We start from the raw sequence: 18,973 nt of genomic DNA on the forward strand, positions 1-18,973 counted from the left end.
TCGAGATGAAGAAGTTAATGTTTGTTGTTGCCGCTTTATTGCTTGTTGGCTGTCAGCCATTGCAGAGCATGAGACCTGATGATTTCTTAGTGGCTGTTGGCTATGCGAGTATCAGTGAGCAGAAAGGTCGTAACGACGAAGAGAGACGTATCCGCGCGATGAGAGCCTCTAAGATCGATGCTTATCGTGAGCTTGCTGAACAGGTTTACGGCATGCGAGTAAGCGGTCGAGCAGAACTTGAAGATCAACGGCTTGGTACAGAGCGTACGTCAGGTGCGGTTGATGGTGTTATCCGTGGCGCAGAAGTGGTGCGCAGTTACCCTGTGGGTGATAGCTACGTAACAGAGCTTCAGTTGGATATTCGCAAGATGGATCAGCTACGTAACTACGGTGAAGTTCAGGCAGTACCTGAGAAGAGACAACAAACACTGTTCTAATTTCGGTGTTCGAATTGAATATTCAGTGATATTGGTTGCTACTCGCTTTCCAGATGGCATATCGGCAACCAATAACTAATATGGATGTAAAAGCGGCAAGTATGAAAATACTTGCCGCTTTTTTGTTTATCGATTTTGTCAGGGTGTTCAAAGGCTGATTAGAAATTTTGATAAAGAACAACGACAGAAATAGCCTGAGATACAGACTTAAGTAGGAGTGTTGTTGAAGAGGTAGCTTAACTAGGCTTTTACGTTGGTTCCCAGCGTGGAAATAGTATGCGTTTGACCACCGGCATTGTAGGTCATGCCAATTTTACCGTGGCTTTGCTGCATCATATTGCTGAGTTTTTTGAAGCTAAGGTGTGCTCGATTCAAGGCTTCGCCATTAACAAGGTTCGCTTGCTGGCAATCGTGCACTATCGACTGGATCTTTGTGACTAACTGAGCAAGTTCAGGATTCTCGGTCAGTTCTGAGATATTGGTATGGGTCGCGATTCGCTGATCGGTTGATCTTAATTGTTCAACAAGGACTACTTTTTCTTTGGCGATTCGCTCAATATCGTTTGATTGTCGGCTCGTAATAGCGGTTTTCTCTGAACTTAGTAATTCAGATAAGGCTTTGGCATTTTGAAGTTGAAAATTAACTAAATCTGCTAGTGCCGCCATAACGTAAACCTATTCATAACCTCGTGTACTTTAAGACAATAACTTCAATCAAAAGTTAGTGTTTTCTTAAAGGCCTTTTAATTCATCTTCGAACTTGATCATGTTGTCAGCCAGTTTCTCTGGATCGACAGTGTATGAACCATTCGCAATTGCTTCTTTGATCGCTGCTACTTTCACAGAATCAAAGCTTGGCTGTGCTGCCATATCTTGGTGGAGCTGACCAATCGCTTTGCCTTGTTGGCTCAGTGAAACCGCATCTTTGCTTGCTGGTGATTTAGTTGATACATCAGAGCGTGATGCCTCAGAACTAGAATCAGAGCGTACTGCTGATCGGTTAGTGGTCGTTAGGGTTTGCCCTGAACGAATATTATCAATGCCTGCCATAGTTAAGCCTTTTTCTTCAAAAATGGGAACCTGTACAGTCAATATCGACCAAGGGTTCGAATACTTTAGCAATTTTTAGCTCAATAGTCGAAAAGGGACAAAACACCGCAGCCGTTATATTTGGCGTTAGAGTTGAGGGTGAAATCGCTAACGATACCGTCAATTTAGAAGTAAAGAGTTAAAAGTAAACCGTGACTTCAGACATGCTGGTAACAATCCCTTCAATTATACGCTGTGATTTATCATTTTTCACTCTTACTTGATCACCCATAGAGCCATCGGTAAGCGCAGTTCCTTTGGTGGTAATGGTCATGCCACCTTTTACTGCCTGTATGATAACCTTCTCGTTTCGGCACACGACACAGATATCACCTCTTTCTACAACATCGCCCGGTCTTAGGTTCTTTTTTACCTTAGCGCCGATGACCTGATGTGGAGCTGTGAAACCTTGGCGACGAAACTTGTTAAGAGAAATCATAGCGGTGGTGACATCGTATTGACCGACGATTTCGCCTCTCGCGAGTGAGCGAGTGGTGGTGACAAGAGGCACCGACATCGAAAGGCGCACCGGTACATAAACTCGCCACTCATCAGGAACACATTGCACTAAAACCGTAATACTGCTGCGGGTATTGGTGGTTGTTGAAGCGCTGGTCTCTAAAGGCACTGGGCAGTCTGTCGCTTTGATTCTTGAGTCAACATTTGCTGAATTAACAAAGAGTTCGCCACCTTGTGGCTGCTCAACTGTATCAAGGATATGTTGCTCCGCTGCAGACTGAATCATCTCAATTTGTTCTGGGGTCGCAGCTTGTACAAAAAAACTAAACAATATTGATAAAATGCCGATAAACTTAGCGACAGTTTTAAAAGTAGCTCTACACATTGCTATGGAAAGAGGTGGCAAATTTGTTTTATAATACGTCATTCCGTTTCTCTGGTGGTTCGTAGCCTGCAGTAGACTAACACTTTTTATACAAAAAAGTTTGATATGGAGATGAGCTCATGACGGGTATTCTTGATTCGGTGAATCAGCGTACGCAACTCGTCGGTCAAAACCGATTAGAATTACTAACCTTTCGCCTAATGGGGCGTCAGCGTTACGGCATTAATGTCTTTAAAGTAAAAGAAGTGCTGCAATGCCCTAAGCTGACAAAGATGCCAAACTTGAACCCACTGGTTAAAGGTGTAGCACACATTCGTGGCCAAACGATCTCTGTGATCGACTTGAGCTTAGCGATTGGTGGCCGTCCTACAACGGATATTGAAAAGTGTTTTGTGGTTATCTCTGAGTTTAACCGAACCATTCAAGGTTTCTTGGTAAGTTCAGTTGAGCGCATTATTAACATGCACTGGGAATCGATTCTTCCGCCGCCAGATGGCGCAGGTAGAGCTAACTACCTGACAGCGGTAACCAACATTGATAATGAATTGGTAGAAATTCTTGATGTTGAGAAGATCCTTGCAGAAATTTCTCCTGTTGATGAAACAATGGACAGCAAGATTGCTGAAGATATTGCGAAAGTAGAACAAGAGAAAGAACTGGTTCGCCGCATCTTGATTGCTGATGACTCGACCGTTGCTCGTAAGCAGGTTCAACGTGCTATTGAGTCGATTGGTTTTGAAGTTATCTCGGTGAAGGATGGTAAAGAAGCCTACGAGAAGCTGATACAGATGTCATCAGAAGGCAGTATTTACGATCAGATTTCATTGGTGATTTCTGATATCGAAATGCCAGAAATGGATGGATATACGCTGACTGCTGAGATTCGTCGTCACGCCGAACTTAAAGATTTATACGTAATTTTACACTCATCGTTGAGTGGTGTATTTAACCAAGCCATGGTTGAGCGTGTTGGAGCTAACTCCTTCATCGCTAAATTCAACCCAGATGAGCTTGGTGCAGCTGTAAAAGCTGCGTTAACTAACTAAAAGAGACATTAATGACTGCTATAACAATAAGTGATCAAGAGTATCGCGATTTCAGCCGTTTCTTAGAATCTCAATGTGGCATTGTATTAGGTGACAGCAAGCAGTATTTAGTGCGCAGTCGTCTAAGCCCATTAGTAACGAAGTTTAAGTTAGCTTCTTTGTCTGATTTGTTGAGAGATGTAGTAACAGGTCGAAACCGTGAGCTGCGTGTGGCTGCTGTCGATGCCATGACGACGAACGAGACACTTTGGTTCCGTGATACTTACCCGTTTGCTGTGCTTGCGGATAAGCTTCTACCGGAAATAGCGGCAAATAAACGTCCTATTAAGATTTGGTCTGCGGCAAGCTCTTCAGGCCAAGAAGCATACTCAATGGCAATGACGATTCTTGAAACTCAAGCTCGTAAGCCAGGTATGCTGCCAAATGTATCGATTACCGCAACTGACATCTCAGCAAGTATGTTGGATATGTGCCGTACTGGCGCTTATGACAACCTTGCATTGGGACGTGGACTTTCTCCAGAGCGCCGTCGTACTTTCTTTGAAGATGCGGGCGATGGCCGTATGAAAGTGAAAGATAACGTCAAGCGCATGGTGAACTTCCGCCCTCAGAACCTGATGGACAGCTATGCATTGTTAGGCAAGTTCGACATTATTTTCTGTCGTAACGTGCTGATTTATTTCTCGCCTGATATGAAGTCAAAGGTACTTAACCAGATGGCAAATAGCCTGAACCCTGGTGGTTACTTACTGTTGGGTGCGTCTGAATCGTTAACAGGCTTAACCGATCGTTTTGAAATGGTTCGCTGTAATCCAGGCATCATCTACAAATTAAAGTAACGAGTGGCACCCATATTAGGTGTAACGTTACCGTCTAAATTTAAAACCCAGCCAAGTGCTGGTTTTTCTTTTTCCTGCTTAAGCTATATCTTTAAGTCAGAGTGACATTCCAATTTACTCTATTTTTTGGCTTGTATATTGCAAGTTTACCCACGAGTAACCTGTAAAAGCATTGATAGACCGCCTCGTTTTAAAAGTTGGTATATATATTGCTTTGGTTATTTCATAACAGTCAGTTCTTGAGTTGAGGTTTACATGGCTATTTCTTTTGACAATGCTTTGGGCATTCACCAGCACACAGTTGGTGTACGTGAGCGTAACGCTGAGGTGCTTTCCACCAATATCGCGCAAGCAAACACGCCTGGGTATAAAGCAAAGGGACTAGACTTTAAGAAATCACTGCAAGCGGCAAGTTCTGGGGCAAGCATTGGTCTTAGCCGTACAGATGGTCGGCACATTTCTGCCTCAACAACGGTGAACGGGGAAACGAAGTATCGTATTCCTACCCAACCTGATACAGGAGATGGCAACACGGTTGATTTGGATTTGGAAAGAAACCTTTTCATGCAAAACCAAATTAGGCATCAAGCCTCTCTCGACTTCTTAGGAAGTAAGTTCAAGAATTTAACTAAAGCGATTAAAGGGGAATAATTAGATGAGTTTATTCAATGTATTCAATGTGACTGGTTCTGCGATGAGTGCTGAATCTGTTCGTCTAAATACGACCTCGAGCAACCTTGCGAACGCGGACAGTGTAAGTAGTTCTGCTGAAGAAACTTACAAGGCTCGTCACGCAGTGTTCGGCGCTGAGTTAAATAAAGCACGCAACAGTGGTCACACTGTGCCTGTGAAAGTATTAGGTATTGTGGAAAGCGATAAGCCGCTAAGCGCGGAGTACAACCCGGATCACCCATTAGCGAACAACGAAGGCTATATCTACAAGCCTAATGTCAACGTTATGGAAGAAATGGCAAACATGATTTCGGCATCACGTGCGTACCAAACGAACGTACAGGTTGCTGACTCGAGTAAACAAATGCTGCTGCGTACGCTGCAGATGGGTCAATAAGGATAAGGAGGTAGCACATGGCTGGAATCAACAACAATGTTGGTCAAAGCGGCTTGTCCTATGTTGACCAGCTGAAGAGTCTTCAAGATGGCGCTAAAAAGCCCGATGAAACAACAGGTAAGCAGGATCTTAAACAAGAAGATTTCTTATCTTTGTTGACTAAGCAACTAGCACAACAAGACCCTTTCAAGCCGGTTAGCAATGACCAGATGATTGCGCAAATGGCTTCATTTGCGACTGTAGATGGCATTGGCAAAATGAATACACAGTTTGAAAGCTTGAATTCATCAATGACCTCTAACCAAGCTCTTCAGGCCTCCTCTTTAGTTGGGCGTGATGTATTGGTTCCTGGTGCGGCAGGTGTAAAACCCGGTGATGGCGGTATGGCGGCAATGGTTAAGCTTCCTCAGGCAATGGACAATGTAATGGTCCGTGTTGAGAACGAAGTTGGCCAATTGGTTCGCACATTTGATATCGGCTCTAAACCATCTGGTGATACACGTGTTGAATGGGACGGAAAAGACGAAGACGGTAACCCATTGCCGGCCGGTAAATACAACGTGAAAGCGTCGGGTTTGCTGGATGGCGAGAACACAGAGTTCCAAGTTTCCAGTTATGCGAACGTGAACAGTGTGCTTCTTGGTAAGGGCGATGGCAACGTACTACTCAATCTGGCTGGTTTCACATCGCCAGTACGACTTGCTGAAGTACTAGAAGTTGGTAAAGCGTAGCTCTTTATTGAGTGACTATGCTAGCTAGATAGATTAGGAGAATAATGGAATGTCATATGTAGCTTTAAGCGGCCTATCCGCTGCACAATTAGACCTGAATACAACCAGTAACAACATTGCGAACGCGAACACATTTGGCTTTAAAGAGTCTCGTGCCGAGTTTGGTGATGTTTACTCAAGCTCGTTGTTCACTAACGCAAAAACGACGGCAGGTGGCGGTGCGCAAGCTAGCCAAGTGGCGCAACAGTTCCACGAAGGTTCAAGTATTTATACGAACAACCCAATGGACTTACGTGTAAGTGGTACAGGTTTCTTTGCAGTATCGAAAGACCGCATGGTGCCAGAGATTAACGAATTAACGCGTAATGGTGCATTTCACCTAAACAAAGACAACTACATGGTTACCGCTAACGATGAGTTTCTTTTAGGTTACGATGTTGATCCAAACTCGGGTGAAGTTCTTTCTTACGCGCCAAAGCCTCTCGACATTCCTGCTGAGTTTGGTAAGCCAAAACAGACAGAAAACATTGAAGTAGGGGTTAACCTTCCTGCAAACGGTGATCTTAAAGACCCGGCTGCATTTAACTTCAAAGATGCTGATACTTATAACCGTGCAACGTCTTCGACGGTATACGATTCTATGGGTCAGTCTTACAAGTTAACGACTTACTACCTCAAAGATCAGACTCAACCAAACACTTGGCAAACGTACTACACCATGTCAGATGAGAACGGTGAAAAGCCGGTCAACATTACTGGTGGTGATGCGACGAATGCACAAGGTCATGTTGGTCACACAATGAAGTTCAACAATGACGGTACGTTAGCAAGCCTAAACAATGGTCAGCCGATTAACTCGGAACCACTGGGTGCTGGTGCGAACCCTATTGACTTGAACGGTGCTGATCCAACTCAAGTGCTTAAGTTTGGTTTAGATTCTTCAACTCAGTTTGCCGCTCCGTTTGAATTGACTAAGTTTGATGAAGATGGCGCGACAACAGGTTTCTTAACAAAAATCGATTTCGATGAGTACGGCAGTGTTCTAGGTACTTATTCAAATGGTGAAAACGTGATGCTTGGCCGTGTAGGCTTGGTTCGTGTACCAAATGAGCAAGGTCTGGATAAGAAAGGAGGTACTCAATGGGATTCTACCAACGACTCTGGTGACAAGATCTGGGGTGAATCGAACAAAGGTTCATTTGGTAGCATCAACAACGGCTCGCTAGAGCAGTCGAACATCGATATGACTCAAGAACTGGTTGATTTGATTTCTGCTCAACGTAACTTCCAGGCGAACTCGCGTTCTCTAGAAGTACACAACCAGCTACAACAGAATATTCTTCAGATTCGTTAATCGTTTAAAGCGTTTGAATCATCTGCGAATACCCAATTCAATGTTATTGAATTGGGTATTGTTGTTTGTCTTTTTATTTGCCGCCCCTATTGCCGCCCGGTAATGCCACTGGCAACAATTCTTCCTCAATGATCCTTTGATGATCACCCTTCTTGTTCGTTTTCTATTTAAATTATTGATAAATAACAGTTAAAAATATTGGCACAGTGTTTGCTTTATTAGCCCCAGAAGATGATTTTTGGAGCAAAATTATGGATCGCGCACTGTTTCTTGCCATGAGTGGCGCTAAGCAAAATATGCAAGCTTTGCAGCTACGTGCAAACAACCTTGCCAACGTAAGTACAACGGGTTTCCGTGCTGATTTAGCACAGGCACGTTCAATGCAAGCGTATGGCGAAGGCATGCCTACTCGTGTTTTCAGCATGACAGAGCGTCCGGGTCATAATTTCGCTCAGGGTAGTGTGGTTACTACTGGCCGAGATCTAGACGTTACCATTCAAGGTGATGGTTGGATTTCAGTGATGGACAATACTGGCCGTGAAGGTTTAACACGTAACGGTAACCTAAGGGTGGACCAAAACGGTTTACTAACCAACGCAAGCGGTCACTTAGTGCTTGGTGAAAACGATGCACCAATCACGCTGCCAATCCCAATCAGCAAAGTAGAAATTGGTACAGACGGTACGATTTCGGTGATTCCTCAAGGCGCTCCAGCTGAAGAATTGGCCGTGGTTGATCGTATTAAGCTTGTACGTCCAGACAACCAAAGTTTGTTTAAAGACACGAATGGTCTATTCCGTTCGAAAAACCCAGATCAGGCATACGAAGCAGATGCAGCGGTAACGTTGCTAAAAGGTGCTATCGAAGGCAGTAACGTAAATGCCGTAGGTGAAATGACCAGCCTAATTGACTTACAACGTCAGTTTGAAATGCAGGTCAAAATGATGAGCACAGCAGAGGAAATGGACAAGTCGTCTGATTCACTGCTTCGTATGAGCTAATAGAATTTAAAGGACATTGCTATGCATCCAGCATTATGGGTAAGTAAAACGGGTTTAGACGCCCAACAAACCAATATCTCAACGATTTCGAACAACCTTGCCAACGCCTCGACCATTGGTTTTAAAAAGAGCCGCGCGGTATTTGAAGATCTGTTCTACCAGAATATTAATCAACCGGGTGGTCAATCGTCTCAGAATACTGAGCTGCCAAGTGGTTTGATGCTGGGTGCCGGTTCTAAGGTCGTCGCGACTCAAAAAGTGCACACTCACGGTAACGCACAAACGACATCTAACAGCCTAGACATGATGATTGAAGGCGACGGTTTCTTCCAAGTTGAAATGCCAGACGGTGAAACAGGTTACAGCCGCAATGGTCAGTTCACACTGAACGGTGAAGGCGCGATCGTAACGTCGGGCCAAGGTTATCCTCTACAACCAGAAATTGTGATTCCTGAAGACGCGATCTCGGTAACGGTTGGTAACGACGGTGAAGTATCGGTTCGTCTACGTGGCGAGCAAAACAACGTCGTGGTTGGTCAAATTACCATTACTGACTTTGTAAACCCAGGTGGTCTAGAGCCAGTAGGTCAAAACCTTTACTTGCCAACTGGCGCGAGTGGCGACCCACAAGAGGGTGTACCGGGCTTTGATGGCCTGGGTAACATCCGCCAATCGATGCTAGAAACATCGAACGTAAACGTAACCGAAGAGCTGGTAAACATGATTGAAGCTCAGCGTGTATACGAAATGAATTCGAAAGTTATCTCGTCAGTAGACAAGATGATGAGCTTTGTTAACCAACAGCTGTAATTGGTTTATTCGCCGTTTACTTTTTTAATTAATCTATCTGTTTTTGCTAATTGACCCATTTACCACTGCCTGCTGAGAGTATATCGCCATGAAACGTATTTTTTGTTTAGCTTTGTTTATGTCTATGTCGGGATGTGCTGTTCTGGACCCGATCGAGACTCCGGCAGAAGAAAATGCAACCACAGTGGTTGATGCTGTGGAAGGTGATAAGTCGGCGCAAGAGAGCTCTGGCATTATTGACACGCTTCGTGGGCGAACCGATCCAATTGCTGGTGACCCTGCATGGGCGCCAATCAACCCCAAGCAGAAACCAGAGCATTACGCAGCGGCAACGGGCTCACTGTTTAATGTGAACCACATTGGCAGCATGTATGACGACTCAAAACCGCGTGGTATTGGTGACATAATTACTGTAGCGTTAGATGAGAATACTCGAGCGACCAAAAAAGCCAACGCAGACATGTCTAAGTCGAATGATGCATCAATGGAGCCGCTGGCTGTTGGTGGTCAAGATCTGACGATCGACAAGTACAACTTCTCTTATGATCTGAGTAACACCAATACTTTTGCTGGTGATGCGTCAGCCAACCAAAGTAACAGCATCAGCGGCTACATTACCGTTGAAGTCATCGAAGTATTAGCTAATGGCAACCTAGTGGTTCGTGGTGAGAAGTGGATGACACTGAACACCGGCGATGAGTACATCCGCCTAAGCGGTACCATCCGTCCAGACGATATTGACTTCGAAAATACCATTGCTTCAAACCGTGTTTCTAACGCACGAATTCAGTACTCAGGGACTGGCGTACAGAAAGATATGCAAGAGCCTGGATTCTTGGCACGATTCTTTAATGTATCTCTGTAGAGCTTGATAGGACGACGACATACTGACAGCCTCTATCACTCAGCCACATTTAGCTAAGCTATTATAAATTAGAGCAATACAGACAGGTTACTCAATGAAAAAACTGACACTCGTACTATTCGGCATGCTATTTCTTGCCACCAGTGCCCATGCTGCGCGAATCAAAGACGTGGCAAAAGTGGCGGGTGTTCGTAGTAACCAACTTGTCGGTTATGGTTTGGTCACGGGCTTGCCGGGTACTGGTGAGACAACTCCCTTTACCGATCAAACATTTAACGCAATGCTGCAAAATTTTGGCATCCAATTGCCGCCCGGCACTAAGCCAAAAACCAAAAACGTCGCGGCTGTTATTGTGACTGCTGAACTGCCAGCATTCTCTAAGCAAGGCCAAGAAGTTGACGTAACCGTTTCTTCTATCGGTTCAGCAAAAAGCCTTCGTGGTGGTACCTTGCTACAGACCTTCTTGAAAGGTCTAGACGGTCAAGTGTATGCGGTCGCGCAGGGTAACTTGGTGGTAAGTGGCTTTAGTGCACAAGGTAACGACGGTTCTAAGATTGTCGGTAACAACCCTAACGTTGGTATCATCTCTAGCGGTGCGACGGTTGAACAAGAGATCCCAACGCCATTCGGTCGTGGTGACTACATCACCTTCAACCTAATCCAATCAGATTTCACAACGGCTCAGCGTATGGCTGATGCGGTTAATAATTTCCTAGGCCCACAAATGGCTTCAGCGGTAGACGCAACTTCAGTAAAAGTTCGTGCACCGCGTGAAATCAGCCAGCGTGTAGCATTCTTGTCGGCTATCGAAAACATCGAGTTCGACCCTGCTGAAGGCTCTGCAAAAATCATCGTCAACTCTCGTACAGGTACGATTGTGGTTGGTAAGCACGTTCGCCTAAGAGCGGCGGCGGTAACCCATGGTGGTATGACGGTTGCAATCAAAGAAAATCTCAACGTAAGCCAACCGAATGCATTCTCTGGTGGTCAAACGGTAGTGGTTCCTGATTCTGATATCGAAATCACGGAAGGCGATGGCAAGATGTTCAAATTTGAACCGGGCCTAACGCTGGACGATTTGGTACGCGCAGTCAATGAAGTAGGCGCTGCACCTTCTGATTTAATGGCAATCCTTCAAGCACTGAAACAAGCCGGTGCAATTGAAGGCCAATTGATCATTATCTAAGGAATAAAGCATGATTAAGAATAACAATGACATCGGCTTTATTCACGACATCGGTAGTTTAGACCGTCTTCGTCAACAAGCCGTAAACGGTGAAGAAGGCAGCGAGAAAGAAGCATTAACCGCGGCGGCGAAACAGTTTGAATCGATTTTCACCTCGATGTTGTTTAAGTCAATGCGCGATGCTAACTCGAGCTTTAAGTCGGATATGCTGAACAGCCAGAACGAGCAGTTTTATCGTCAGATGCAAGATGACCAAATGGCGAGTGAGTTGAGTGCTTCAGGTTCATTAGGCCTTGCGGACATGATTGTAGCTCAGTTAAGCGCGGGTCAAGCAAGCGACGCGACAGAAGATAAGGTTCGCAGTGAAGGTTTTGATACCTCGCTGGAAAGACCGCAATACTCAGGTCGTTCAGAAGAGAAAGTCTCTGAAGTTCAATCTGCTAAGTCAGCAACAGCCATGTCAGCAGCAAAACAACCCGCTTCATTTGATTCGCCAGAATCGTTTGTTACGTCGATGAAGCCTTACGCTGAAAAAGCGGCGAGCGCACTCGGTGTTGACTCGTCACTGCTACTGGCGCAAGCGGCACTTGAAACAGGTTGGGGTTCTAAGATGATTAAGAACTCTTTGGGCAACAGTAATAACCTATTCAACATCAAAGCAGATAGAAGCTGGAAGGGCGATAAGGTCGCGACTCAAACTCTTGAGTTCCATGGCAAAACCGCCGTTAAAGAGTCTGCTTCTTTCCGTTCTTACTCTAATTTCGAAGATAGCTTTAATGATTACGTGAAGTTCTTGAACGAAAATCCAAGATACGAAACAGCGCTACAGCATCAAGGCAATTCAGAGAATTTCATCAAAGGCATTCATCAGGCTGGTTACGCAACTGACCCTAACTATGCAGACAAGGTTTTACGAGTTAAAGCCAAGATTGATGAGATGAACTAGCGTCATCAATCAACATAGAGAGCTTGCTACTGGCAGGCTCTTTTCTTCTCCGCCCCTTCAGTTCTTACGCGTAATCCATAGTTATCTCCTTACACTTCAATAAATTATCGTATTTTAACTCTCCATTGTTTGTATTGGCATATATATTGCTTTTATCTTAGTAATATACGGTTGTAGTTAATCAGTTCATTCTGGTTTTGTTAAGTTTTTTGGGGGCATTATGGCGTCGGATCTTCTGAATGTAGGGGCACAAAGTGTTCTTACGGCTCAGAGACAGCTCAACACCACAGGTCATAACATTTCTAACGCCAACACAGAGGGCTATAGCCGCCAGTCTGTGATTCAAGGTGTGAATGACCCGCGCCAGTACGGTGGGCAATCCTACGGTATGGGGGTACATGTGGAAAATGTTCGCCGCTCTTGGGATCAGTTTGCCGTCAAAGAACTTAACTTATCGACAACCAATGCCGCCAACAAAGGCGATACCGAAGCCAACCTCGATATGCTGTCGAGCATGTTGTCGTCGGTCGCTTCAAAGAAGATTCCAGAAAACCTCAACGAATGGTTTGATTCCGTTAAGACTCTCGCCGATACCCCAAATGATGTGGGTGCGCGTAAGGTCGTGTTAGAGAAAGCAGGGCTTGTAACTAAAACCTTGAATGAATTTCATGAAACAGTTCGTCAACAGTCTGATTCTACGAATAAAAAATTAGATATGGGTATCGAGCGAGTTAACCAACTTGCGTACGAGATCCGTGATGTTCAGCGTTTAATGATGCGAACTCCTGGGCCTCATAATGACCTACGAGATCAGCATGAAAAGTTGATTAATGAGCTTTCTGGTTACACCAAAGTTACGGTGACACCACGCTCAAATGCCGAAGGGTTTAATGTCCATATTGGTAATGGCCATACCTTGGTCTCTGGTAGTGAAGCGAGTCAGCTGAAGATGGTTGATGGCTTACCCGATGCACATCAGCGCCGCCTAGCGATTGTTGAAGGTAAGTCTTTAAAACCGATCACCAGCAGTGATATCGACGGAAAAATCGGCGCCATGCTAGACATGCGTGACGAACATATCCCAGCAATCATGGATGAGCTTGGTCGTTTGGCGACCGCGTTTTCATATGAGGTCAATAGTCTTCAAGAACAAGGTTTGGATCTTAACGGCAACGTAGGTAAGGGCTTGTTTACCGACGTGAACTCAGAGCTGGTGGCAAAATCTCGTGTCACGGCTAGCGGGCAATCGAAAGCCGATGTTGCGGTATACATTGATGATACTTCTGCCTTAAAAGGCGGTGAGTATGGACTGAAATACGATGGCAGTGATTATGTCGTGACTAAGCCGAACGGTGAGACCGTTAAGATGGCGACCGACTCTAGCGGTAGTGCTTTTTATCTTGATGGCATGCGAGTGGAAGTACGTAACCCTCCTGAACTAGGAGAGAAACTGTTACTGCGTCCAACGCGTAATTTTGCTGCGCAGATTCATATGGAAACCAAAGACCCGAAAGACATTGCTGCGCAAAGTTATGAGGCATCGACCACGTTTGCCAAGGGTACAGCGGGATTTAAAATCCTAGAAGCAGGTCAACTGCGTGAGTTTGAAGTGATTGTCTCACCAAAAGGTGAGCAGTTTGCTGTGACGGATCCGAAGGGTAACATTTTAATGCAGCCTCAACCGTATCCGCCACAAGGGCCAGTGACCATCAACGGTACAACGTTTGAGCTCACACCCGGTGCGGTGGCAAATGATAAGTTTACGGCAAACCTTGTCCCATCAGAAGGTGACAACGGTAACCTGCGTAAGCTACAAGATCTTCAAACAGGAAAGCTGTTGAATGATGGTGAGTCTACGATTTTAGACCTTTACCACAACTTGAATACTAATACGGGCTTGAAGTCTTCAACGGCAAATCGCCTGAGTGATATTGCGACATTAGAAAAACAGTCGGCTCAAGAACGTATTGCTTCTATCTCGGGAGTAAACCTCGATGAAGAAGCGGCAAACATGATGAAATTTCAGCAAGCGTATATGGCTTCTTCACGTATCATGCAAGCAGCCAATGATACGTTTAACACTATTTTGGCTCTGAGATAGGAAGGTATAAATGTTGAATCGTATCTCTAGCTTCCATAATTATCAGTCAGTACAAAACGACTTGCGCCGTCAAGAGAACAAGGTGCATCACAACCAAGCACAACTTGCTTCGGGTAAGAAGTTACAGTCGCCAAGTGATGACCCATTAGCGACGCACTATTTACAGAACATTGGTCAGCAGTCAGAACAGCTTAAACAGTATGTCGATGCGATTACTCTAGTCAGAAACCGTCTTGAGCATCATGAAGTATTGGTTTCTAACACTGAAGGCTTTGCTGATGAAGCAAAACGAACCGTGATGGAAATGATCAACGGTGCGCTTTCTCCGGAAGACCGTTTAGCTAAGAAGCGTGAAATTCAAGAACTGGCGAATAACTTCCTGCATTTAGCCAACTCTCAAGATGAGTCGGGTAACTACACGTTTGCAGGCACTAAGCCGAAAAATCAGCCTTTCTTTCGAGATAACGAAGGAAATGTGACATATCAAGGTGATGACTACCAACGCAAGATGCGTGTGGCAAGCAGCTTTGAAATGGCAATGAATGATCCGGGCAGCAAGATGTTTATGGAAATAGACAACCCGTTCGGTGACTACGAACCTCAGTACGAGCTTGAACCTGCGTCTGAGTTATTGCTCGGGCGTGCGACCAACAGCGATGAAGATGGGTCTACTTATAAAGTGACGTTTGTCGACATGCAGACGGGCAATTTCGCTTATCAGCTTGAAAAAGACGGCGCAGTGGTTGCGGCAGAAGATTTTGATCCTTCGACAGGCATTGTTTATGAAGGGCTGAATATTCAAATCAAAGGCCAAATCACTAAAGGTGATTCGATCACCTTAGAACCACGAGAGACTTTCTCTATCTTTGATACGTTCAAAGAGGCTGCTGAGCAGGCTGAAAACCCGGTATCGGATGCATCAGCAACAGCGAAACTGCACCAAGTAACTGAAGAGTTCCACGCTGCGTTTATCCATTTGACCAAGGCAAGAACCGATGTTGGTGCACGTTTGAGTACTTTGGATATTCAAGAGCAACAACATGAAGATTTCAAGTTGTCTTTAGCAAAAGCAAAAAGCAACTTTGAAGACTTGGATTACTCGAAAGCGATCATTGAGTTCAATGAAAACTCTCGAGCACTACAAGCTTCTCAACAAGCGTTTGGCAAAACCAAAGACCTGACCTTGTTTAACTATATTTAATGATCAATCGGTATTTAATGGTGGCTTGTCGATCACCATGGCGTTGATTCCTTGCCGTATGTGCTATGCCATACGTGCGAATGACGCCACAGTTTGCCGCTTTTTTGTACGAAGCATGATGTTTCTAGAATAGCGGCAAAAAACGGCAATAAGGAAGGTGAATGTTTTTCATCTTCTAATAGTAGAAAATCATAATTGCGCAGTGTTGTTTGTAAGCTTCTGATTTTTAGATAATTAAAAAATTATTTATATGATATTAAACTTGGCATACAACTTGTATCTGTGTTGGTTATAAATGATTAATACAGATCTTAAACCTTGTATAGGGTTTATCGAGTAATACACGGTCAGTGCTTATCCATATGAGAGTAAAGCTGGCCGCTTCGCAGAAACTTTGCGAACTCATAAGGAGAGCAAAATGGCTATCAATGTAAGCACTAACGTATCTGCTATGACAGCACAGCGTTACCTGAATAAAGCATCTAATGACTTAGCGACTTCTATGGAGCGTTTGTCATCTGGTCACAAGATCAACAGCGCGAAAGATGATGCGGCAGGTCTGCAAATCTCGAACCGTCTAACCGCTCAGTCTCGTGGTCTTGATGTGGCAATGCGTAATGCCAACGACGGTATTTCGATTGCTCAAACAGCAGAAGGCGCGATGAACGAATCGACTAACGTACTACAACGTATGCGTGATCTAGCGATTCAATCATCAAACGGCACTAACTCGCCGGCAGAGCGTACTGCACTGAACGAAGAGTCAATGGCACTTCAAGATGAGCTTAACCGTATTGCGGAAACCACATCGTTTGGTGGTCGTCGTCTACTGAACGGTTCATTCGGTGAAGCTTCATTCCAGATCGGTTCTAACTCTGGTGAAGCAATGATCATGGCTCTGACAAGTATCCGTGCAGATGACTACCGTATGGGTGGTACTACGTTCGATTCAGAAAACGCGAAAGATAAGAACTGGGAAGTGCCGCCAACAGCGAGCGATCTTAAGTTCGAATTCAAAACCAAAGCGGGTGAAGACATCGTTTTAGATATCAATACCAAAGCGGGCGATGATATCGAAGAGCTTGCGACTTACATTAATGGTCAGTCTGATCTTGTGAACGCATCGGTTACTGATGATGGTCGCATTCAACTGTTCGTTGCTGAACCTGACCTTGACGGCCCAATGTCTATCTCTGGTGGTCTAGCGTCTGAGCTAGGTATTAAGAGTGAAGGCAGCGCAACCTCGGTTCAAGATGTTAGCTTAACCAGCGTTGCGGGTTCACAGAACGCGATCAGCGTGATTGATTCTGCAATGAAGTACGTGGATTCACAGCGTGCTGATTTGGGTGCAAAACAGAACCGTCTAAGCCACAGTATTAATAACTTGGCAAACGTACAAGAGAACGTAGACGCTTCAAACAGCCGAATCAAAGATACGGACTTTGCGAAAGAGACGACGCAAATGACCAAATCACAAATTCTGCAACAAGCAGGTACTTCAATACTTGCTCAAGCAAAACAGTTGCCTAACTCTGCAATGTCATTATTGCAATAGTTATTGGTTGAACTTGCTGCTCGTGTTCAGACGTGAGCCATGCAGCAAGGGAAACTGGCAAGCATACTTACTATTGAATGTTTAGCTCTCTCATCTCTCACCTGCTATCCATTTTTGCAGTAAGAATGCAACGGCAAGTCGGAAATGTGTTCATTTCTCGATGATCTCCACACAGGCTCTGACGCGCCAACTAGCCCCGGTTCTCTCAAAGGAAAAGGGGCTTTTTCCTTTCTGTATTTCTTGTTTTTGCTATTTATTTTCCTGTGAACTTTCTCGCACTACCTTTTCCAAATCTCTATTTGATGGTTCTTCTTCACGACAAATAATGTCATCTATTACACAAGATTTGCGTAAGTCAGAGATCTTTGGCGATTGATCATTTCTCGACCTTGAGCCATTTAGACGGCGGTTCGTACGCTTTCTGAACAGATTAAGATCTTTTTCCAATTGAAATCTATCGCTGTATTAGAAAATGATGAAAATTAAGTTGTTGATAAATATTAGATTAATATTTTTTTTGTGGTTTTTTGAAAGTTTTTCTAAAGCTTCTGATTTTCGCGCCGTTATTAAAAGTAACTTTGAGAGAACTACTTGGTTTTCCGAGACGTCGGAAACCGCTATACCGGAAAATCAATTGGAGAAATCACCATGGCAGTGAATGTAAATACAAACGTTTCAGCGATGACAGCGCAACGTTACCTAAACAACGCAAACAGCGCACAACAAACATCAATGGAGCGTCTAGCTTCTGGCTCAAAAATCAACAGCGCAAAAGATGACGCTGCGGGTCTACAAATCTCGAACCGTTTGAACGTTCAAAGTCGTGGTCTTGATGTTGCTGTACGTAACGCGAACGACGGTATCTCAATTGCACAAACAGCTGAAGGTGCAATGAATGAGACGACTAACATCCTGCAACGTATGCGTGATTTGTCTCTACAATCTTCAAACGGCTCAAACTCAAAATCTGAGCGTGTAGCGATTCAAGAAGAAGTAACAGCGCTGAACGACGAACTGAACCGTATCGCGGAAACGACGTCTTTTGGTGGCAACAAGTTGCTTAACGGTACTCACGGTACTAAATCATTCCAAATCGGTGCAGACAACGGTGAAGCGGTAATGCTTCAACTGAAAGACATGCGCTCTGATAACGCTCAGATGGGTGGTAAGAGCTACCAAACTGAGAACGCGAAAGATAAAGATTGGAACGTTCAAGCAGGCTCTAACGACCTAAAAATGTCGTTCACTGATAACTTCGGTCAAGCACAAGAAATCGACATCAGCGCAAAAGCGGGTGACGACATCGAAGAGCTAGCAACGTACATCAACGGTCAACAAGACTCTGTTAAAGCGTCTGTAACTGAAGACGGTAAGCTACAAATGTTTACTGGTAACAACAAGGTTGAAGGCGAAGTGGCATTCTCTGGCAGCCTGGCTGGCGAACTAGGCATGCAACCTGGCAAAGACGTAACGGTTGATACTATCGACGTAACATCAGTTGGCGGCGCACAAGAGTCTGTAGCTATTATCGATGCGGCACTTAAGTATGTAGATAGCCACCGTGCTGAGCTAGGTGCTTTCCAAAACCGTTTCGACCACGCTATCAGCAACTTAGACAACATTAACGAGAACGTTAACGCATCTAAGAGCCGTATTAAAGATACCGATTTCGCGAAAGAAACGACTCAGATGACTAAGTCTCAGATCCTTTCTCAAGCTTCAAGCTCGATTCTTGCTCAAGCGAAGCAAGCTCCGAACTCGGCACTTAGCCTACTAGGTTAATCGATTAAAAAGCCACGTTGACTATAAGCGTCAACGTTAGGCTTCCACAAATTAGCTCGTGGTGAGAGATGAGCGCTAAACAGACCCAGCTTCGGCTGGGTTTTTTATTGCCTGCAA

At 44.7% G+C, this 18,973-nt stretch carries 19 protein-coding genes; 16 read left to right on the forward strand and 3 right to left on the reverse strand.

The features are described 5' to 3' along the window. Nucleotides 1-5: 5 nt before the first annotated feature. Nucleotides 6-437 carry a flagellar assembly lipoprotein FlgP gene (gene flgP / locus AB4307_RS04695; RefSeq protein WP_016791311.1) on the forward strand — a complete coding sequence of 144 codons (432 nt, stop codon included), beginning with the start codon at nucleotides 6-8 and terminating at the stop codon, nucleotides 435-437. Between the two features lie 240 nt (nucleotides 438-677). Here flgP and AB4307_RS04700 read toward each other — a convergent pair whose 3' ends face one another. The 3 genes from AB4307_RS04700 to flgA all read right to left on the reverse strand — a co-directional run bounded on the left by AB4307_RS04700 (nucleotide 678) and on the right by flgA (nucleotide 2,412). Next, nucleotides 678-1,103 (reverse strand): flagellar protein FlgN, encoded by a 426-nt coding sequence (locus tag AB4307_RS04700; protein ID WP_017062264.1) that lies wholly within the window; start codon nucleotides 1,101-1,103, stop codon nucleotides 678-680. A gap of 66 nt (nucleotides 1,104-1,169) precedes the next feature. After that, nucleotides 1,170-1,487, reverse strand: coding sequence for a flagellar biosynthesis anti-sigma factor FlgM (gene flgM / locus AB4307_RS04705; protein ID WP_017062263.1), 318 nt, complete (start codon nucleotides 1,485-1,487; stop codon nucleotides 1,170-1,172). A 178-nt stretch (nucleotides 1,488-1,665) separates the two neighbouring features. Beyond that, the gene (gene flgA / locus AB4307_RS04710; protein ID WP_017064135.1) at nucleotides 1,666-2,412 is read right to left on the reverse strand and encodes a flagellar basal body P-ring formation chaperone FlgA; all 747 of its coding nucleotides are present in this window, start codon (nucleotides 2,410-2,412) and stop codon (nucleotides 1,666-1,668) included. A gap of 77 nt (nucleotides 2,413-2,489) precedes the next feature. On the opposite strand from flgA, the gene AB4307_RS04715 reads away from it, so the two are divergent. The 15 genes from AB4307_RS04715 to AB4307_RS04785 all read left to right on the forward strand — a co-directional run bounded on the left by AB4307_RS04715 (nucleotide 2,490) and on the right by AB4307_RS04785 (nucleotide 18,856). After that, nucleotides 2,490-3,416, forward strand: a complete 927-nt coding sequence (locus AB4307_RS04715) for a chemotaxis protein CheV (protein ID WP_017066180.1) — start codon at nucleotides 2,490-2,492, stop codon at nucleotides 3,414-3,416. Between the two features lie 11 nt (nucleotides 3,417-3,427). After that, the gene (locus AB4307_RS04720; RefSeq protein ID WP_004736174.1) at nucleotides 3,428-4,255 is read left to right on the forward strand and encodes a protein-glutamate O-methyltransferase; all 828 of its coding nucleotides are present in this window, start codon (nucleotides 3,428-3,430) and stop codon (nucleotides 4,253-4,255) included. A gap of 255 nt (nucleotides 4,256-4,510) precedes the next feature. Then, a complete protein-coding gene (flgB, locus tag AB4307_RS04725; protein WP_004736175.1) occupies nucleotides 4,511-4,906 on the forward strand; it encodes a flagellar basal body rod protein FlgB in 396 nt (131 codons plus the stop codon). Between the two features lie 4 nt (nucleotides 4,907-4,910). Beyond that, entirely contained in the window at nucleotides 4,911-5,324 is a 414-nt protein-coding gene (gene flgC, locus AB4307_RS04730; protein ID WP_004736176.1) for a flagellar basal body rod protein FlgC, read from the forward strand. 17 nt (nucleotides 5,325-5,341) lie between these two features. Continuing rightward, complete coding sequence (flgD, locus tag AB4307_RS04735) at nucleotides 5,342-6,055, forward strand: flagellar hook assembly protein FlgD (RefSeq protein ID WP_010439286.1); 714 nt, start codon at nucleotides 5,342-5,344, stop codon at nucleotides 6,053-6,055. A 49-nt stretch (nucleotides 6,056-6,104) separates the two neighbouring features. Next, the gene (gene flgE / locus AB4307_RS04740) at nucleotides 6,105-7,409 is read left to right on the forward strand and encodes a flagellar hook protein FlgE (protein ID WP_017062260.1); all 1,305 of its coding nucleotides are present in this window, start codon (nucleotides 6,105-6,107) and stop codon (nucleotides 7,407-7,409) included. A gap of 251 nt (nucleotides 7,410-7,660) precedes the next feature. Beyond that, nucleotides 7,661-8,410 carry a flagellar basal-body rod protein FlgF gene (gene flgF, locus AB4307_RS04745; RefSeq protein WP_017056855.1) on the forward strand — a complete coding sequence of 250 codons (750 nt, stop codon included), beginning with the start codon at nucleotides 7,661-7,663 and terminating at the stop codon, nucleotides 8,408-8,410. Nucleotides 8,411-8,431: 21 nt separating this feature from the next. Then, nucleotides 8,432-9,220 (forward strand): flagellar basal-body rod protein FlgG, encoded by a 789-nt coding sequence (flgG, locus tag AB4307_RS04750; RefSeq protein ID WP_017062259.1) that lies wholly within the window; start codon nucleotides 8,432-8,434, stop codon nucleotides 9,218-9,220. An 88-nt stretch (nucleotides 9,221-9,308) separates the two neighbouring features. After that, nucleotides 9,309-10,085 carry a flagellar basal body L-ring protein FlgH gene (gene flgH / locus AB4307_RS04755; protein WP_017066181.1) on the forward strand — a complete coding sequence of 259 codons (777 nt, stop codon included), beginning with the start codon at nucleotides 9,309-9,311 and terminating at the stop codon, nucleotides 10,083-10,085. Between the two features lie 94 nt (nucleotides 10,086-10,179). Then, nucleotides 10,180-11,271, forward strand: a complete 1,092-nt coding sequence (locus AB4307_RS04760; RefSeq protein WP_048609564.1) for a flagellar basal body P-ring protein FlgI — start codon at nucleotides 10,180-10,182, stop codon at nucleotides 11,269-11,271. A gap of 10 nt (nucleotides 11,272-11,281) precedes the next feature. Next, complete coding sequence (gene flgJ, locus AB4307_RS04765) at nucleotides 11,282-12,217, forward strand: flagellar assembly peptidoglycan hydrolase FlgJ (protein WP_017084509.1); 936 nt, start codon at nucleotides 11,282-11,284, stop codon at nucleotides 12,215-12,217. Between the two features lie 220 nt (nucleotides 12,218-12,437). Further along, nucleotides 12,438-14,318, forward strand: a complete 1,881-nt coding sequence (gene flgK / locus AB4307_RS04770; RefSeq protein ID WP_372131280.1) for a flagellar hook-associated protein FlgK — start codon at nucleotides 12,438-12,440, stop codon at nucleotides 14,316-14,318. Nucleotides 14,319-14,328: 10 nt separating this feature from the next. After that, complete coding sequence (flgL, locus tag AB4307_RS04775) at nucleotides 14,329-15,519, forward strand: flagellar hook-associated protein FlgL (protein ID WP_017064129.1); 1,191 nt, start codon at nucleotides 14,329-14,331, stop codon at nucleotides 15,517-15,519. 418 nt (nucleotides 15,520-15,937) lie between these two features. After that, a complete protein-coding gene (locus AB4307_RS04780) occupies nucleotides 15,938-17,074 on the forward strand; it encodes a flagellin (protein ID WP_372131282.1) in 1,137 nt (378 codons plus the stop codon). Between the two features lie 648 nt (nucleotides 17,075-17,722). Next, nucleotides 17,723-18,856, forward strand: coding sequence for a flagellin (locus AB4307_RS04785; RefSeq protein WP_048616124.1), 1,134 nt, complete (start codon nucleotides 17,723-17,725; stop codon nucleotides 18,854-18,856). The last annotated feature ends 117 nt before the right edge of the window (nucleotides 18,857-18,973 follow it).

It is taken from the genome of Vibrio sp. 10N.261.52.C2, assembly GCF_041471425.1.
Classification (GTDB): domain Bacteria; phylum Pseudomonadota; class Gammaproteobacteria; order Enterobacterales; family Vibrionaceae; genus Vibrio; species Vibrio crassostreae_C.

Bases quoted from the DNA above. Each gene is read 5' to 3' on its own strand.
- flgP (WP_016791311.1), top strand. From the start codon at position 6: ATGAAGAAGTTAATGTTTGTTGTTGCCGCTTTATTGCTTGTTGGCTGT.
- AB4307_RS04700 (WP_017062264.1), bottom strand. From the start codon at position 1,103: ATGGCGGCACTAGCAGATTTAGTTAATTTTCAACTTCAAAATGCCAAA.
- flgM (WP_017062263.1), bottom strand. From the start codon at position 1,487: ATGGCAGGCATTGATAATATTCGTTCAGGGCAAACCCTAACGACCACT.
- flgA (WP_017064135.1), bottom strand. From the start codon at position 2,412: ATGACGTATTATAAAACAAATTTGCCACCTCTTTCCATAGCAATGTGT.
- AB4307_RS04715 (WP_017066180.1), top strand. From the start codon at position 2,490: ATGACGGGTATTCTTGATTCGGTGAATCAGCGTACGCAACTCGTCGGT.
- AB4307_RS04720 (WP_004736174.1), top strand. From the start codon at position 3,428: ATGACTGCTATAACAATAAGTGATCAAGAGTATCGCGATTTCAGCCGT.
- flgB (WP_004736175.1), top strand. From the start codon at position 4,511: ATGGCTATTTCTTTTGACAATGCTTTGGGCATTCACCAGCACACAGTT.
- flgC (WP_004736176.1), top strand. From the start codon at position 4,911: ATGAGTTTATTCAATGTATTCAATGTGACTGGTTCTGCGATGAGTGCT.
- flgD (WP_010439286.1), top strand. From the start codon at position 5,342: ATGGCTGGAATCAACAACAATGTTGGTCAAAGCGGCTTGTCCTATGTT.
- flgE (WP_017062260.1), top strand. From the start codon at position 6,105: ATGTCATATGTAGCTTTAAGCGGCCTATCCGCTGCACAATTAGACCTG.
- flgF (WP_017056855.1), top strand. From the start codon at position 7,661: ATGGATCGCGCACTGTTTCTTGCCATGAGTGGCGCTAAGCAAAATATG.
- flgG (WP_017062259.1), top strand. From the start codon at position 8,432: ATGCATCCAGCATTATGGGTAAGTAAAACGGGTTTAGACGCCCAACAA.
- flgH (WP_017066181.1), top strand. From the start codon at position 9,309: ATGAAACGTATTTTTTGTTTAGCTTTGTTTATGTCTATGTCGGGATGT.
- AB4307_RS04760 (WP_048609564.1), top strand. From the start codon at position 10,180: ATGAAAAAACTGACACTCGTACTATTCGGCATGCTATTTCTTGCCACC.
- flgJ (WP_017084509.1), top strand. From the start codon at position 11,282: ATGATTAAGAATAACAATGACATCGGCTTTATTCACGACATCGGTAGT.
- flgK (WP_372131280.1), top strand. From the start codon at position 12,438: ATGGCGTCGGATCTTCTGAATGTAGGGGCACAAAGTGTTCTTACGGCT.
- flgL (WP_017064129.1), top strand. From the start codon at position 14,329: ATGTTGAATCGTATCTCTAGCTTCCATAATTATCAGTCAGTACAAAAC.
- AB4307_RS04780 (WP_372131282.1), top strand. From the start codon at position 15,938: ATGGCTATCAATGTAAGCACTAACGTATCTGCTATGACAGCACAGCGT.
- AB4307_RS04785 (WP_048616124.1), top strand. From the start codon at position 17,723: ATGGCAGTGAATGTAAATACAAACGTTTCAGCGATGACAGCGCAACGT.